Raw genomic sequence first — 13,430 nt, 5'->3', positions numbered from 1 at the left:
GTCATCTCACGCCTCGGGCGCGGTGGTGTAGAACGCGACGGTCCGCTCGGCGGCTGCCGTCGCCGCCTCGTGGTCGTCGCCGTCCGCCGTCGCCGCCGCAGCCCAGCCGTGCGCCGCGGCGCGCACGAACGCGACGCCGTCGGGCGACAGCGTCCAGGCCTCGGCGGCGGCCGGATCCGTCGGTTCGCCGGAGCCCAGGTGCATGCCGAGGCCCATGATCGCCAGGTCCCAGCCCACGCCGACGGCTCCCGGACCGTACTGCTCGGCGAACTCCGGCAACACCGGTGACTCGTGGACGAGCTCGAGGGTCGTGCCGCCGTCGTGCGGGCGAAGCGCGATGCTCACCCACGACGTCCCGCCGCCGAACTCCCACGTGACGGCGAAGGCCTCGGGTGCCTGGCAGTGCAGCACGGTGCCGCCCGCGTTGCCCTCCAGCTGGTAGCTGCCGCCTTCGACGAGGTCGCCGGTGACGGGCATGAACCAGCGAGAGATCCGCTCCGGATCGGTCACGGCCGCCCAGACGTCCCCGCGGCTCGCGGCGTAGGAGCGTCGGGCGACGGCGATCCTCGTGGGTTCGCCGTCGCGTTCGCCGCTGCGCACCTCGCGCGTGACCAGGCCGGCGGTGGCGACGGGGTCGATGTCGATGCTCATGGGTCTCCTTAAGTAGATACTTATATATAACCACACCGGGTGGCCTCCGACTTGCGCGAAGGTGCCTTCCCGCGTTCGGATGTGGGACGTGCGCGTGCCCGGTCCGGCAGGACCGGTACCGAGCACGCCGCGACCATGAGACGCCGCGATCCCGGGACGAACCGGGAGAAGGGATGGCCCATGACCGCCACGACCGACACCACCACGGACCTGTATCCGACCCGGCTCACCGCAGCCGGCGACGTCGTCGAACGACAGCACCCCACCGTGTGGGGCACGGCCGCCGACGGGCCGTTCGGCGCCGCAGCGCTGGACGACCACGCCGCACGAGGGTTCTCGATCCTGCCGGACTTCATCACCCCTGGCGAGGTCACGCAGTACACCGCCGAGCTGGACCGGCTCGCCACCGACACCTCGCTGCGGGGCGACCCGCGCGTCGTCACCGAGAAGTCCTCGGGCGAGGTGCGCTCGATCTTCGAGGTGACCAGGCTCAGCGAGCAGATCGACCGGCTCAGCCGTGACCCGCGGCTGCTGGACCGGGCCCGCCAGCTCCTCGGCTCGGACGTCTACCTGCACCAGACCCGTGTCAACTACATGCCCGGCTACAAGGGCGCCGGGTTCTACTGGCACTCCGACTTCGAGACCTGGCACGCCGAGGACGGCATGCCCGCCCCGCGGGCGGTGAGCTGCTCCATCGCGCTCACGCCGAACTACCCCTACAACGGCGGTCTCATGGTCATGCCGGGCTCCCACCGCAGCTACGTGCCGTGCGTGGGCGAGACGCCGGAGAACTACCACGAGGCCTCGCTCAAGGAGCAGAAGATCGGTGTGCCCAGCGAGGAGGCGATCACCGAGCTCGCCTGGAAGCACGGCGTCGACCAGTTCACCGGACCCGCCGGGTCCGCGCTGTGGTTCGACTGCAACATCATGCACGGGTCGGGCAACAACATCACCCCGTTCCCGCGCTCGAACATCTTCCTGGTGTTCAACAGCGTCGAGAACACGCTGACCGACCCGTACAGCGCGCCGGCGCCGCGCCCGGAGCACATCGGCAGCCGCGACTTCACGCCGCTGCGGTAGCCCGGGAGCCGGGCTGGACCGGGCACGGCGTGCCCGGTCCAGGTCGGCCGCCGGACCACCTGGCAGGTGTGCCGCACGCCGGGCACCTGCATGCCGCGCACGACGCCGGCACGTCGGTACGGACGTGCCGGCGTCGTCGTGCCACGGAACCTCACCACGCCTGGGCGAACACCTCCGCGAACAGCTCGTCGGCGTCGACCTCGAGACCTCGGGAGGAGAACCAGGCGCAGATGTTGCGGCAGTCCCGGTGCAGCAGGTCCGCGCCGAACGGGTTGGCGACCAGGTCGACGACCTGCGGCAGGTCGATCACCACGAGGCGCTCGCCGTCGGCGAGGACGTTGTACGGCGACAGGTCGCCGTGCGCCCAGCCCAGACGGGCCAGGACGCCCATCGCGGTCCGGAGCTGGCTGAACCAGTCCGCCAGCAGCTCCGGCGCCGGCCGGGTCTGGGCGAGCCGCGGTGCGGCGACGGCCGCGCCGTCGTCGGCGACGTGACCGACGAACTCCAGCAGCAGCTCCGTGCCGTCGATCTGGACCGGGTAGGGGACCGCTGCGCCGGCCTCCCACAGCGCGCACAGCGTGGCGAACTCGGCGTCGGCCCACTGTGTCGCCCGGACCGACCGTCCCCACGCGGAGTGCCGGTCGGCCGCGGCGCGCTGGTCGCGGCTGCGGCGCTCGCGACGGCCCGCGGTGTAGGTGTCGGCCCGGTGGAACTGGCGGTGCTCGGTGTCGCGGTACCGCTTGGCGGCGAGCAGCACCGACCGGGAGGGGTCGTCCGGCACGGCGCGCTCGACGAGGAAGACGTCCGCCTCCTTGCCGGTCTTGAGCACGCCGAGCTCGGTGTCGAGGGCTGCCGCGGCGGTGACGACCCATGCCGGGCGGGGTTCCGGGCCGCGCAGGCCCTTGGCGACGCTCGGCCAGGTCGACCACCGCGGGTCGGGTCCCGGGCCGACCGCGTCGCTGCCGGCGTCGAGGGTGAGGATCTGGCGGGAAGGGGTGTGCTGAGGCACGATCAGGCTCCAAGGAAGGACGAGGAGCCGTCGCGGCCCCTCAGATCGGGGTGGTCGTGGCCCGTCCCGTGGGGAGGGCTCGGTCGACGAAGACGTCCATCTCGCGTGCTCCCTTCCTCGTGCCGACCCGCCCGGTGCGCGTCCTCGGGACGATCCTGCGTCGTCGCCCTCCGCGAGGTCCAGGGATTATTCGCCAGGCGCCGTCGTACGGTGGTCGCGTGAGTCTCGAGACCGTCGCCGACGGCGTCCTGGTCGCCACGAGCCGACGGCTCGCCACCACGACGACGCTGGTCGTCGGCGGCGCGGGCCCGACCGGGCGGGCGGGACTGCTGGTCGATCCCGGGTGGGAGCCGCACGAGCTGGTCGCACTGGCGGACGACGTGCGCGACCTCGGCGTCGAGGTGGTGGCAGGCTTCGCGACCCACGCCCACCACGACCATCTCCTGTGGCATCCGCTGCTGGGTGACGGGCTGCGGTGGGCGACGGCGACGACGGCGGCGACCGCCGTCCGGGACCGGGAGGGCCTGCTCGGCGAGGCGCGGCTCGACGCCGCACGGTACGGCGGTGCCGAGCACCCGCCCGAGGTGCTGGCGCTGCTGGGCCGAGTGCGTCCGCTCGGACCCGGATCGGTGCGGATCCCCGACGACCAGGGCCTGCTGCCCGAGGTGGAGGTGGTCGAGCACGACGCGCACGCACCGGGCCACGCGGCGCTCTGGCTGCCGGGGCCACGGGTGCTGCTCGCCGGTGACCTGCTCAGCGACGCGGAGCCCCCGCTGCCGTTCGACGAGATCACCGGCACCGGTGACGTGGCGGGTTACCGGGCCGGCCTGGAGCGGCTCGCTCCCTTCGTCGCCAGGGCCGAGGTGCTGGTGCCGGGGCACGGTGCGCCGACGCGGCGGCCCGCCGACAGGTTGGCCGCCGACCTGCGCTACCTGGACGCCGTCGCGGCCGGTCGCGTGCCCGACGACCCGCGGGTCAGCCCGTGATGCCCTCGACGGCTCCCGCGACGAGTGCCGTGGCACCGTCCCAGACGCTCAACGTGTCGAATCCCATCTGGTCGAGCACAGCCCAGGCGACACCGACCAGGGCGTAGATGCTGACGGGCGTCATCAGGGCCCACTCGCGCCACGACCCGGCGTCGCCCAGGAGCGGCACCGAGAGGTTGCCCTTCGGGCTCCACATGTCGTCGAACGGCAGCCAGCGGTGGCGGCGCACCCAGCGCGGGGAGCGGAACCGCAACGGCCACAGCAGCGGAACGCCGCGGGTGGTGAGGAAATCGCCCAGGATGTGCACCGCGCAGCCGAGCCCTACGCAGAACGGCATCCAGTACCACTCCTCGGGTGCGAAGACGGCGACGAACACCGCCAGGGAGACCGACAGGGTCCAGGTCCACCAGCGGCGCTGTCCCGTGATCTTCAGCGCCCGCACCGCGAACGCGATGAGCAGCACGGCCATGATGCCCGGGCCCACGAGGACGTCGCCGAAGGTCTCGGTGTGGAACGACAGCCTGCCCGCGAGCCAGGCGATCGCGGTGAACACGGCGACACCGATGATCGAGTGGGTGCCGTTGCGGTGCCCCCCGGACACCGCCGAGACGGCCTTGGTGAGGGCCTCCGAGACGGGGGGCAACGAGTGGGAGATGGTGCCGTTGTGGTGGTCGGCGTCCGGAAGCAGCGCGGCGCCCGCACAGACCAGCGCGCCCGTCATGATGCCCACGTCGGAGACGGGGTACCAGCCGAAGGCGATCGGGGTCGAGGCGGTGACGGCCACCCAGGCGGCAGCTCCGGAGGCGGCGTGGTGCCCACCCATCATCGGCGTTCGAGCTCCTTCGTGCGGTCCCTGACCTGACCGTTTGGTCCGGTTCGCACCGAACGCTACACGTCGGTGCCGACGTCCCGGGTGCGTGCCCGCGCGAGGACGCCGGCCACGTCGGGCGGCCGCCACCCGGCGGGCTTGAGCACCTTGCCGTCCGGACGTCGCAACGCCACGCCGTCCGGACCGAGCTTGGCCATGTTGGACGCGTGGATCTCGGTGAAGACCTCGTCGCCGGGGATGCCGCACTCGAGCTCGAGACCGAGCAGGACGTACCGCAGGTCCCCGGTGGCGTCCGCGGTCTCGACGAGGTCCGCGTCGTCCAGCGGTCCGTCGACGACGTCCTCGATCGCCTGCTCGACCACCAGCCGCGCCTGCGCGCCCAGGAGCGCCCCGGTGAGCTCGGCGAACTCCTCGGCGACGAGGCGGTAGCGCATGCGCAACCGGTCGTCCGGCAGCGCCAGGTCGGGTGGTCCGTCGCCCACCCGGACGTCGAACGCCGCGTGGAACTGCCGGACCAGCTCTCGTTCGTCCACCATGGCGCCGACGTCAGCCGATCTCGACGACGACCTTGACGTCGTCGGGCCGTGCCTCGAAGGCCTCGGCTGCCCGTTCGAGGGGGACGCGGCGGGTGATGATCCGAGCGAGCCAGTCCGTGTCCGCCCGGGCGAGGACGTCCGCGCCCGCCTCGTAGTGGCTCATGTTGGCGTTGACCGACCCGACGATGACGTCGTTCTCCAGCACGACCGAGCGGTTCGTCGCGCCGGCGTCGACGGGGATGTGGCGGCCCGACGACGACACCCCCGTGAGCACGGTGATGCCGTACGGCTTGGTGGAGGTGAAGGTGTCGACCACGACCGCCGGAGCGCCGGTGCACTCGATGATGATGCCGGGGTGGACCTCGTCGGCGACCTGGGTCAGAGGGTCGGCGTGGTACGTCGCGCCGAGGTCGCGCACCAGACCCGGCTTGGGACCGTCGGTCACCCGGTCGAGCACGTGCACGTCCAGTCCCCGCTGGACGCCGATGAGCGCCGCGAGCAGGCCGATCGGTCCCGCGCCGGTGACCACCACCGTCTGCGGGTCGAACCAGCCGCGGGCGCCGATCTTGTCGACCTGGTCCCAGGCCTTCGCCACGACCGTCGTCGGCTCAAGCAGCACCCCGACCTGCGCGAGCGCCGGGTCCAGGCGCACCACACGGTCGGGCTCGATCGTGTGGTGCTCGGAGGCGAACCCGTCGACCTCCTTGATCCCGTGCTCCGTGAACCGGCCGTTGCGGCACATGTCCCACTCGCCGTGTGCGCACGCGCCGCATGGCACGGGGTCGGGGCGGCGCACGACCCCGACGACGAGGTCGCCGGCCGAGAAGCCGGACCCTGCGGGCGCCGTCCGGACGCGCCCGAGGGACTCGTGGCCGATGACGAGGCGTTCGTGCCCGGGCGGGGCGGCGCCGTACTCGCCCGCGGCGATCTCCTTGTCGGTGCCGCACACGCCGACGGCGACGCCGTCGACCAGCAGCTCGCCGGGACCGGCGACGCGGTCCTTGACGTCGGTGACGGCCAGCGACCCGGCCTGCTCGGGGACGACTGTCAGTGCGCGCACGATGGTTCCCTCATTCCTCGGGGTGCTCCTTCATGCCGGCGGTCCGCGTACCGGGGCCGCGGATGCCGGACAGGATGCGGGCGGAGTTGACGAGCCCGACGTGGCTGAACGCCTGCGGGACGTTGCCGAGCTGGCGCCCGGCGGTGACGTCGTACTCCTCGGCCAGCAGGCCGAGGTCGTTGCGCAGGCCGAGCAGCCGCTCGAACAGGGCTCGTGCCTCGTCGTCGCGCCCGATGCCGTGCAGCGCGTCCACGAGCCAGAAGCTGCAGATGAGGAAGGTGCCCTCCTCGCCGGGCAGCCCGTCCACGCGGTCGTCGGCGTGGGTGTGGTATCGCAGCAGGAGACCGTCCTGGCTCAGCTCGCGCTGGACCGCCTCGACGGTCCCGACGACGCGGTGGTCGTTCCAGGGCAGGAACCCGACCCGGGGGATCAGCAGCAGCGAGGCGTCCAGCCCGTCGGACCCGTAGAACTGGGTGAACGTGTTCCGCTCGGCGTCGTAGCCGCGGGTCAGGACGTCGGTGCGGATGGTCTCGCGCAGCGATCGCCACCGGTCGACGGGTCCTTCGAGGCCGAACTTCTCGGAGGCCCGGATCATCGCCGCGACCCCGGCCCAGGCCATCACCCGTGAGTGCACGAACGGCTGGCGTGGCCCGCGCACCTCCCACAGCCCGTTGTCGACGTCGTCCCAGTGACCCTCGAGGAAGTCGAGCATCGCCCGCTGCAGGTTCCAGGTGTCGACGTCCTCCTGCACCCCGTTGGACCGTGCGAGGTGCAGGGCGACGAGGGTCTCGCCCCACACGTCGAGCTGGAGCTGGTCGGCGGCGCCGTTGCCGATGCGTACCGGCGCGCTGCCCTCGTAGCCCGGCAGCCAGTCGAGGGTGGTCTCGGGCAGGCGCCGTCGGCCGTCGAGCCCGTACATGATGCGCAGCTGCGACGGGTCGCCCGCCACGGTGCGCAGCAGCCACTCGCGCCAGGCGCGCGCCTCGCTCGTGTGGCCAGTGCCCAGCAGGGCCAGCAGCGTGAACGAGGCGTCCCGCAGCCAGCAGTACCGGTAGTCCCAGTTGCGGACTCCGCCGACGAGCTCGGGAAGCGACGTCGTGGCCGCGGCCGCGATGCCCCCGGTGGGGGCGGAGGTGAGGGACTTGAGAGTGATCAGCGAGCGGCGCACCGCCTCCGGCCAGTCACCGTCGTAGGCGGTCTGGCCGACCCAGTCGCTCCAGAAGTCGAGCGTGTCGGCCAGGGTGCGGTCGGGGTCGACGGGAGGCGGCTCGGGCTCGTTCGAGGGGTGGTGCGACAGCACGAAGGCCACGCGGTCCCCCGCAGCGACCTCGAACCGGGAGCGGACGATGCCCTCGGTGGCGGACACCTCCTGCGGCACCGACGTGGACAGGCTCAACGCGTCGGGGCCCCCGACGGCGCCGACGGTGTCGCTGCGGCGGCTGCCGAGGAGCGTGTCGGCCCGCGTGATCCAGGGCACGACGTGGCCGTAGTCGAAACGGGGCACGAACTCGCTGAGCATCGACACCCGACCCCGTAGGCCGTCGACGATGCGCACGAGGTCCGGGGTGCGTCCGCGGGGCGGCATGAGGTCCGTGACGCGCACGTGCCCCTCGGGCGTCTCCCACTCGGTCTCCAGCACGAGGGTCTCGCCCCGGTAGCTGCGGCGAGTGCAGCCCCCGCCCGACGACGGCGCCACGCGCCAGTGGCCGTGGCTCTCGTCGCCGAGCAGGGCGGCGAAGCACGCCGGGTCGTCGATGTCGGGCAGGCACAGCCAGTCGACCGAGCCGTCGCGCCCGATCAGAGCAACGGTCTGCAGGTCACCGACGATGCCGTAGTCCTCGATACGCAGTGTCATCGCCCCTCACGCTAGGTCAGGGCCGTGACCTGCGCCACGGCGCAGCGGTTTGCAGGTCGGGGGCCCTGGCGTGCTATGTTTTTCCCCGCACCCCAGCGAGGAACTACGCCTTGCGAGGGTCCACCTGTCCGGGTGGCGGAATGGCAGACGCGCTAGCTTGAGGTGCTAGTGCCCTTTATCGGGCGTGGGGGTTCAAGTCCCCCTCCGGACACTCGTTGAGACAGCGACGACGAAGACCTCCTGGGTCCACAACCAGGGGGTCTTCTGTCGTTCCCGGCTGGAACCTCGGTGCGAGATGTTCCCGTGGTGCTCCCACGGGGAACGCTTCCAGTTCCCGCGGGTGTTCTCATCGGCGTTCGCGTTGGCCCGGCGGGCGTCGTTCACCCAGGTGGGAGGCGCGTCCGGAGGGGGACAGGTGCCCCGGTGCAGATGTCTGGCGCCGAAGCCTGCGATTGGCCGCAACATCGAGCAGCACCCAGGTCGACGACGAGCACACGACCGTGCGACGAGGCGTGCCGCGGAGGTGCGTCCCGACTCACCTACAGCGAGTAGCTGGCACCGGTCGGACTCCCTTGCGGGTGACGATCGGGCGCATGACCGAGGAGTACTACCGTCGCGACGGCGCTCCGACCACAGTCGAAGCGTCAGTTCCGAACCGCCACGGAACTCCGGTGCGCAACACCTCGCCCTCGGGGGCATCACCGGTGCCGTGCGTTTCGAACACGACGAGCCCCTTGCTCGGGCCGGGGCGTGCAGGGGACATCTTGGGGTGGCGCGGGCTGGCCACTCGCTGCGACAAGCATGCCGTCGTCTACCGTGCTGGCGCCGTCCTCGCCGCGATCATCACTTGGCTGCGGAGGTCCTAAGCAAGGAATTCTGTGACCCCCTAGACCCCGGCCGAGTACGCACCGTCCGCGTCCTGGAACTCGTGACAGAAGGTGTAGACCTCGAGACCGACCAGATACCCGACGTCGGCCCAGCCGCCCGCGTCGACGGCGAGCATCCTAATTCGATCGCCGCCGGCGGACTACGGCGCAACAATCCGGGGCAGGTGCTCCGCGACAGTGCTGGCAGCCTCGTCGTCCACCGGAATCTCGACTCTCTGCGGCAGTTCGAGGACCGACGCGGCGGCCTCATCGAGCTCGAGGCTGAGCATGCCGCCCTCAAGGGAGAACCGTGCCAGGCCGCCGTAGTGGACGGGGCCGCCTCGCACGATGGCGTAGGAGTCCATGCCCACCTGCACGTCTTGCGCATAGTGGATCAACGCCCGCTGGAACTCGATCGAGTCCGCTGAGGGTTCATCCAGCAGAACAAGCGCCTCGTAGTTGTCTTCAACGCTGCGACAGAAGCCGACCCTGATCACGCGCCCGATCCTCTCGTGCCCCGCGGCTCAAGTCGCCCCGACTTGGGAGACACGCCTAGCCGTCTTGGGCAGCTGCCCCAATCACGTCGCCAAGAACGATGGTGATCGCACGGACGGCCTCCCGGGTCGCCGCATCGACCCAGACCTGGATTGGATAGTCGCCGCTCTGCAAGGCGACCTCGACGCACAGTCTGGGCGCCTCGGGGTCGTACGGCCCCGTTCGTTGTCCCATCGCTGCGTAGATGCCGTCGTACACGTACAAGACCGATTCGAGGACGAGGCGCCAGTGGACGCCGGGCGGAGCCTCATGCCCTACGTCCACCCTCGCGGACTCACCCTTTGGAATATCCAACCAGACCTTCACGGACGGGTACGGCGGGTCAGCCGGGTCGCCGATGTAGAAGTCTGGATTCCAGACGGTGGTCCAGTAGTTGTCGGGGTGCCACTCCGGACCGATCTGGACAGTGCGGTCTTCGATGACGAACTCGCCGACCGGGCCGCGGAGTTCAAGAACAGCCGGGAGGTCGCTGAGAGGTGGTGTTCTCACGTGACCCCATCGTGCCACCCTCGACACGCCTGTTCACACCCCGCCACCGTGGCACGTTGGAGACCGGCACACCGCCGCGCCCGCGACATCCGCCCTTGGCAGCGGGCGCGCGACCGCCCGCACGTTGGCGCTGCTGGTGCTGCGCTGGTTTCGGGACGGCGCGCCTGCGCCTGCGGGGATTTCGACCGCGACGTCACTCTGAACCGTCCGGGGTTCTGTTCCTCCCGGAATTCTTGACCGGCGTGGTGTTCCCGTCGGGAACGGTGGCGTACCACTGGGGACCCGCGGAGGACCAGCGGCCACGGGGTCTGCGCAGGTCAACGACTGTTCCTGCTGGTCAGGGGGATGTCGGGGCGGGTTTCAAGTCCCCCTCCGGACACTCGTTGAGACAGCGACGACGAAGGCCTCCTGGGTCCACAACCAGGGGGTCTTCTGTCGTATCCGGCCAATGCGCCGGTCCGAGATGTTCCCGAGAGTGTTCCCACGGCTGTGCCCCCGCGTTCCCTTGGGTGTTCCCAGGCGCCGTCGGCGGTCGGCGTTGGCCCAGGTGGGAATTGTGTCCGGAGGGGGACTGGCACCCCTACGGGAAGGGGTTCAGCGCCTGCGTCCTCAGGCCGGCGCGCCGCTGCGAGGCGAGGAAGTCTCGCCGACTGTGTCCGAGCTGGTCGGTCCCGCCGGCAGCACGCAGGTCGAGGCGGACTGCCGGTCGACGCACCCGAGGGTCGTGAGCTCGACGCCCCAGGGGCCCGCCACGGCTCTGACTCCGCGGGCTCGCGGACCAGTTGGGAGTACCGTGGCTGCACCCCGAGGGGCACCACACGTCGGGAGTCACCTATCCGTGCAGCAGTCCCTTACTATTCATCAACGAAATGGGGTGGTCTCCGATTGCTCGGGGCGCCTCAATGAGTGTGTGCAGTGAAGTATGTGCTCCGCTCATACGGGCGGGCGGTGGTCGCAAAACTGGCCGCATCTTCCAGAGCAAATCGGGGACCAAGGTTAGGACTTTCGAATGGTAAGAATCGAGACATCGATCCACGAGTTCTCGAAGAGTGCGAGCCCAGGCCAAGTAGCAATGTTTGTCGCCTCGTGCGCAGAGCGAATGGCTCAACTCTTCACTGGACTGGTATGCGGAAGCGCCGAGCGAACTCAGGATATCGAGTTCACTATTCGCAGCATGGATCTACTCTGGCAAGCCGACACCCAGACTTCTTGGGATGAAATCGCCGCGCGTTTCAGGTCTTTGCCAGAGCTGACGGGTGACGAGGAACCGCCTGGCTTGCTGGCGTACGCCTACGACGCGGCCGCCACGTTGTACTACGCCGCACTGTATCGGGCCACTGGGAGTCTGACGGATGTGACTAGTTGCTCAAACCGTGCACTCAACTCGACCGGGTTTATTTCGGACAAACTTGGCGATGATGTGAATAGGTATGAAATCGAACTTCAGAACCAGATAGCCGATATCGCACTGCTGTCGCGGGTCGGCAACTCTGCTAGATGCGACGTCATTGAAGCTATGAGGGCTCATGCACAAAGCCTTGGACGCGCAAGATTGGCCGAACTGACTTCACGGTGACTGGGGCGGCCGTGTAATTCGGATCAGACATTGCTCCTTCTCGCCGGAAGGACGGGTTGGCGCCATAGGGTGTTGGCAACAACCTGGTCCGAGGGCCGACGAGGTCGTCCACCCGCTTCGGGAGCGGCCCGATCTGAATCGCCCTGAGTTTCGTTCCTATGCGTTCCCTTGGCCAGCGAGGGCTGGCCGGGGTGATTCTTGGGCAGCGTAGTACGCCGCCTCGACCTCGAGCGGGGTGCGCATGTCGAGCTCGCCGTGGAGGCGCTGGTTGTTCCACCACCACACGTACTCCAGGGTGGCGAGCTCGACCTGCTCGATCGTGCGCCACGTCCCGCGTCGGCGGATCAATTCGGTCTTGTAGCGCCCCTTGACGGCCTCGGCGAGGGCGTTGTCGTAGCTGTCACCGACGGTCCCGGTGGACGGCTTCGCGCCGAGCTCGCCGATGCGGTCGGTGTAGACGATCGAGAGGTAGTTCGACCCGTGGTCGGCGTGGTGGACCAGCCCGGTCAGATCGACCGCGCCCTCACGTCGGGCGTCCCAGGCAGCCATGTCGAGTGCCTGCAGCGGCAGGATGTCGGCCGGCAACGTCGCTGCGACGTTCCAGCCCACGATCCGCCGGGAGTGCACGTCGGTCACGAACGCGACGTAGGCGAAGCCGGACCACGTCGCGACGTAGGTGATGTCCGCGACCCACAGCCGGCGCGGCGCGGACGCGTGGAAGCGTCGTTGCACCAGGTCGGCCGGCTTCACGGCGCCCGGGTCGGGCCTGGTGGTGAACACCTTCTTCGAGCGTTTCACCCCGCGGACGTCGGCGATCTTCATCAACCGGGCGGTCTGGTCGCGGCCGACGTCCCAGCCCTGACGTCGCAGCAGGGCGTGCATCTTCCGCACGCCGTAGACGCCGTAGTTCTGCGCGTGCAGGCGGACGATCTCGGGCACCAGCAGACCGTCCTTCAACGATCGCGCCGACCGCGGTCTGGTCTTCGCGGCACGGTAGCCGCGAGAGGTGATGAACCCACGAACTCCCCGGGCGCAGCACCCGGCAGATGGCCTCGACCCCGAAACGATCCTTGTGCTCGTCGATGAACCGGATCATTTCGTCGTGGGGCGGTCGAGCTCCTTGGCGAAAAACACGCTCGCCGCCTTGAGAATCTCGTTCGCACGCCGCAGCTCGGCGACCTCGCTCTTGAGACGCTTGATCTCCGCGGCGGCTTCGGTCGTCACTCCGGGCCGCTGCCCGGAGTCGACCTGTGCGCGCCGCTGCCACAACCGCAGCGTCTCCGGACTCATCCCGAGCAGGCCCGCGACATGCCTCGCCGCCGCGGTCGGGTTCGGGTGGTCACCACGGGCCTCGGCGAGCATCCGCAACGCCCGCTCCCGCATCTCAGGTGTGTACTTGGCCATCAGGTTCCATCCTTACAGTTCGGACGGAACGAAACCCAGGGCGATTCACAGTCGCGGTTGACCACACGTACTATGTTCTCGCGGGGAACTACCCCGTCCTCGTCCACAACGACAGTTGCCCGACCGCGTACGCGCTGTCGCTAAAGACTGGTTCGCCGAAGGGAACTGGCGCGAGTCAGTCTTATCAAATCAGCCAGGTGGGCTCGACAGAGTATCTTGCGACAGGCGGGGGAAGCAAGTCTGGGCTGACGGTCTCGATTTTGCGACGTCTGAGCTTCTGGACGCAAAGTTCGTCGCTTCAGCCGGACGAAGCCCTTTTGTTGCTGGCGGGCAGGTTCCGGACTTCATCCAGGCGAAGATCGACGCAAAGATTGGTGATGAGTTTGCGAGATACTCCGCAGTTATCGGTGACTCAGGAAATCCTCTTAGAGGTCTCCGTGTAATCACAAACGAGCCAGGAGCCGTCCCATACTTTAAAGCCATGATGGAAAAATATGGAGTCCCCGGCGTTGCAACCTTAGGAAATTAGGAGGC

At 69.4% G+C, this 13,430-nt stretch carries 12 protein-coding genes, 1 tRNA gene and 1 pseudogene; 5 read left to right on the top strand and 9 right to left on the bottom strand.

Annotated elements, in window-relative coordinates:
- Positions 1–6: 6 nt before the first annotated feature.
- Positions 7–651 (bottom strand): SRPBCC family protein, encoded by a 645-nt coding sequence (locus tag ACNHYB_RS03815; RefSeq protein WP_418277050.1) that lies wholly within the window; start codon positions 649–651, stop codon positions 7–9.
- Positions 652–831: 180 nt separating this feature from the next.
- Here ACNHYB_RS03815 and thpD point away from each other — a divergent pair, with 180 nt between their 5' ends.
- Positions 832–1,731, top strand: coding sequence for an ectoine hydroxylase (gene thpD / locus ACNHYB_RS03810; RefSeq protein ID WP_418277049.1), 900 nt, complete (start codon positions 832–834; stop codon positions 1,729–1,731).
- A 151-nt stretch (positions 1,732–1,882) separates the two neighbouring features.
- Here the strand turns inward: thpD and ACNHYB_RS03805 are convergent, their stop codons facing one another.
- Complete coding sequence (locus ACNHYB_RS03805) at positions 1,883–2,740, bottom strand: serine protein kinase RIO (RefSeq protein WP_418277047.1); 858 nt, start codon at positions 2,738–2,740, stop codon at positions 1,883–1,885.
- Positions 2,741–2,958: 218 nt separating this feature from the next.
- Between ACNHYB_RS03805 and ACNHYB_RS03800 the strand changes: the two genes are divergently transcribed.
- Positions 2,959–3,726 (top strand): MBL fold metallo-hydrolase, encoded by a 768-nt coding sequence (locus ACNHYB_RS03800; protein WP_418277046.1) that lies wholly within the window; start codon positions 2,959–2,961, stop codon positions 3,724–3,726.
- Here ACNHYB_RS03800 and ACNHYB_RS03795 read toward each other — a convergent pair.
- The 4 genes from ACNHYB_RS03795 to ACNHYB_RS03780 form a co-directional block, all read right to left on the bottom strand.
- Complete coding sequence (locus ACNHYB_RS03795; protein ID WP_418277045.1) at positions 3,716–4,552, bottom strand: metal-dependent hydrolase; 837 nt, start codon at positions 4,550–4,552, stop codon at positions 3,716–3,718. The two genes, ACNHYB_RS03800 and ACNHYB_RS03795, sit on opposite strands and share 11 nt — an antisense overlap.
- A 62-nt stretch (positions 4,553–4,614) precedes the next feature.
- Complete coding sequence (locus ACNHYB_RS03790; protein WP_418277044.1) at positions 4,615–5,091, bottom strand: phosphoribosyl-ATP diphosphatase; 477 nt, start codon at positions 5,089–5,091, stop codon at positions 4,615–4,617.
- A 10-nt stretch (positions 5,092–5,101) separates the two neighbouring features.
- Positions 5,102–6,151, bottom strand: a complete 1,050-nt coding sequence (locus tag ACNHYB_RS03785; RefSeq protein ID WP_418277043.1) for a glucose 1-dehydrogenase — start codon at positions 6,149–6,151, stop codon at positions 5,102–5,104.
- A gap of 10 nt (positions 6,152–6,161) precedes the next feature.
- Entirely contained in the window at positions 6,162–8,006 is a 1,845-nt protein-coding gene (locus tag ACNHYB_RS03780) for a glycoside hydrolase family 15 protein (RefSeq protein ID WP_418277042.1), read from the bottom strand.
- Positions 8,007–8,132: 126 nt separating this feature from the next.
- On the opposite strand from ACNHYB_RS03780, the gene ACNHYB_RS03775 reads away from it, so the two are divergent.
- A tRNA-Leu gene (locus tag ACNHYB_RS03775) sits at positions 8,133–8,217 on the top strand.
- 816 nt (positions 8,218–9,033) lie between these two features.
- Here the strand turns inward: ACNHYB_RS03775 and ACNHYB_RS03770 are convergent.
- Together ACNHYB_RS03770 and ACNHYB_RS03765 are read right to left on the bottom strand one after the other, a co-directional pair.
- The gene (locus ACNHYB_RS03770; RefSeq protein WP_418277041.1) at positions 9,034–9,369 is read right to left on the bottom strand and encodes an Imm10 family immunity protein; all 336 of its coding nucleotides are present in this window, start codon (positions 9,367–9,369) and stop codon (positions 9,034–9,036) included.
- Between the two features lie 55 nt (positions 9,370–9,424).
- A complete protein-coding gene (locus ACNHYB_RS03765) occupies positions 9,425–9,916 on the bottom strand; it encodes a hypothetical protein (RefSeq protein ID WP_418277040.1) in 492 nt (163 codons plus the stop codon).
- Between the two features lie 1,099 nt (positions 9,917–11,015).
- Between ACNHYB_RS03765 and ACNHYB_RS03760 the strand changes: the two genes are divergently transcribed.
- On the top strand, positions 11,016–11,492 hold the full coding sequence (locus ACNHYB_RS03760; protein ID WP_418277039.1) for a hypothetical protein: 477 nt from the start codon (positions 11,016–11,018) through the stop codon (positions 11,490–11,492).
- 156 nt (positions 11,493–11,648) lie between these two features.
- Here the strand turns inward: ACNHYB_RS03760 and ACNHYB_RS03755 are convergent.
- Positions 11,649–12,896 (bottom strand): annotated as a pseudogene (locus tag ACNHYB_RS03755) (IS3 family transposase).
- A 115-nt stretch (positions 12,897–13,011) separates the two neighbouring features.
- On the opposite strand from ACNHYB_RS03755, the gene ACNHYB_RS03750 reads away from it, so the two are divergent.
- Positions 13,012–13,425 (top strand): restriction endonuclease fold toxin-2 domain-containing protein, encoded by a 414-nt coding sequence (locus tag ACNHYB_RS03750; protein ID WP_418277038.1) that lies wholly within the window; start codon positions 13,012–13,014, stop codon positions 13,423–13,425.
- Positions 13,426–13,430 lie beyond the last annotated feature (5 nt).

Origin of the sequence: Isoptericola jiangsuensis, assembly GCF_048320105.1 — a bacterium.
In the GTDB taxonomy this organism is placed as follows: domain Bacteria; phylum Actinomycetota; class Actinomycetes; order Actinomycetales; family Cellulomonadaceae; genus Isoptericola; species Isoptericola jiangsuensis_A.
The sequence above is the reverse complement of the archived record's forward strand: the minus strand, read 5'-3'. Positions and strand labels throughout refer to the sequence as shown.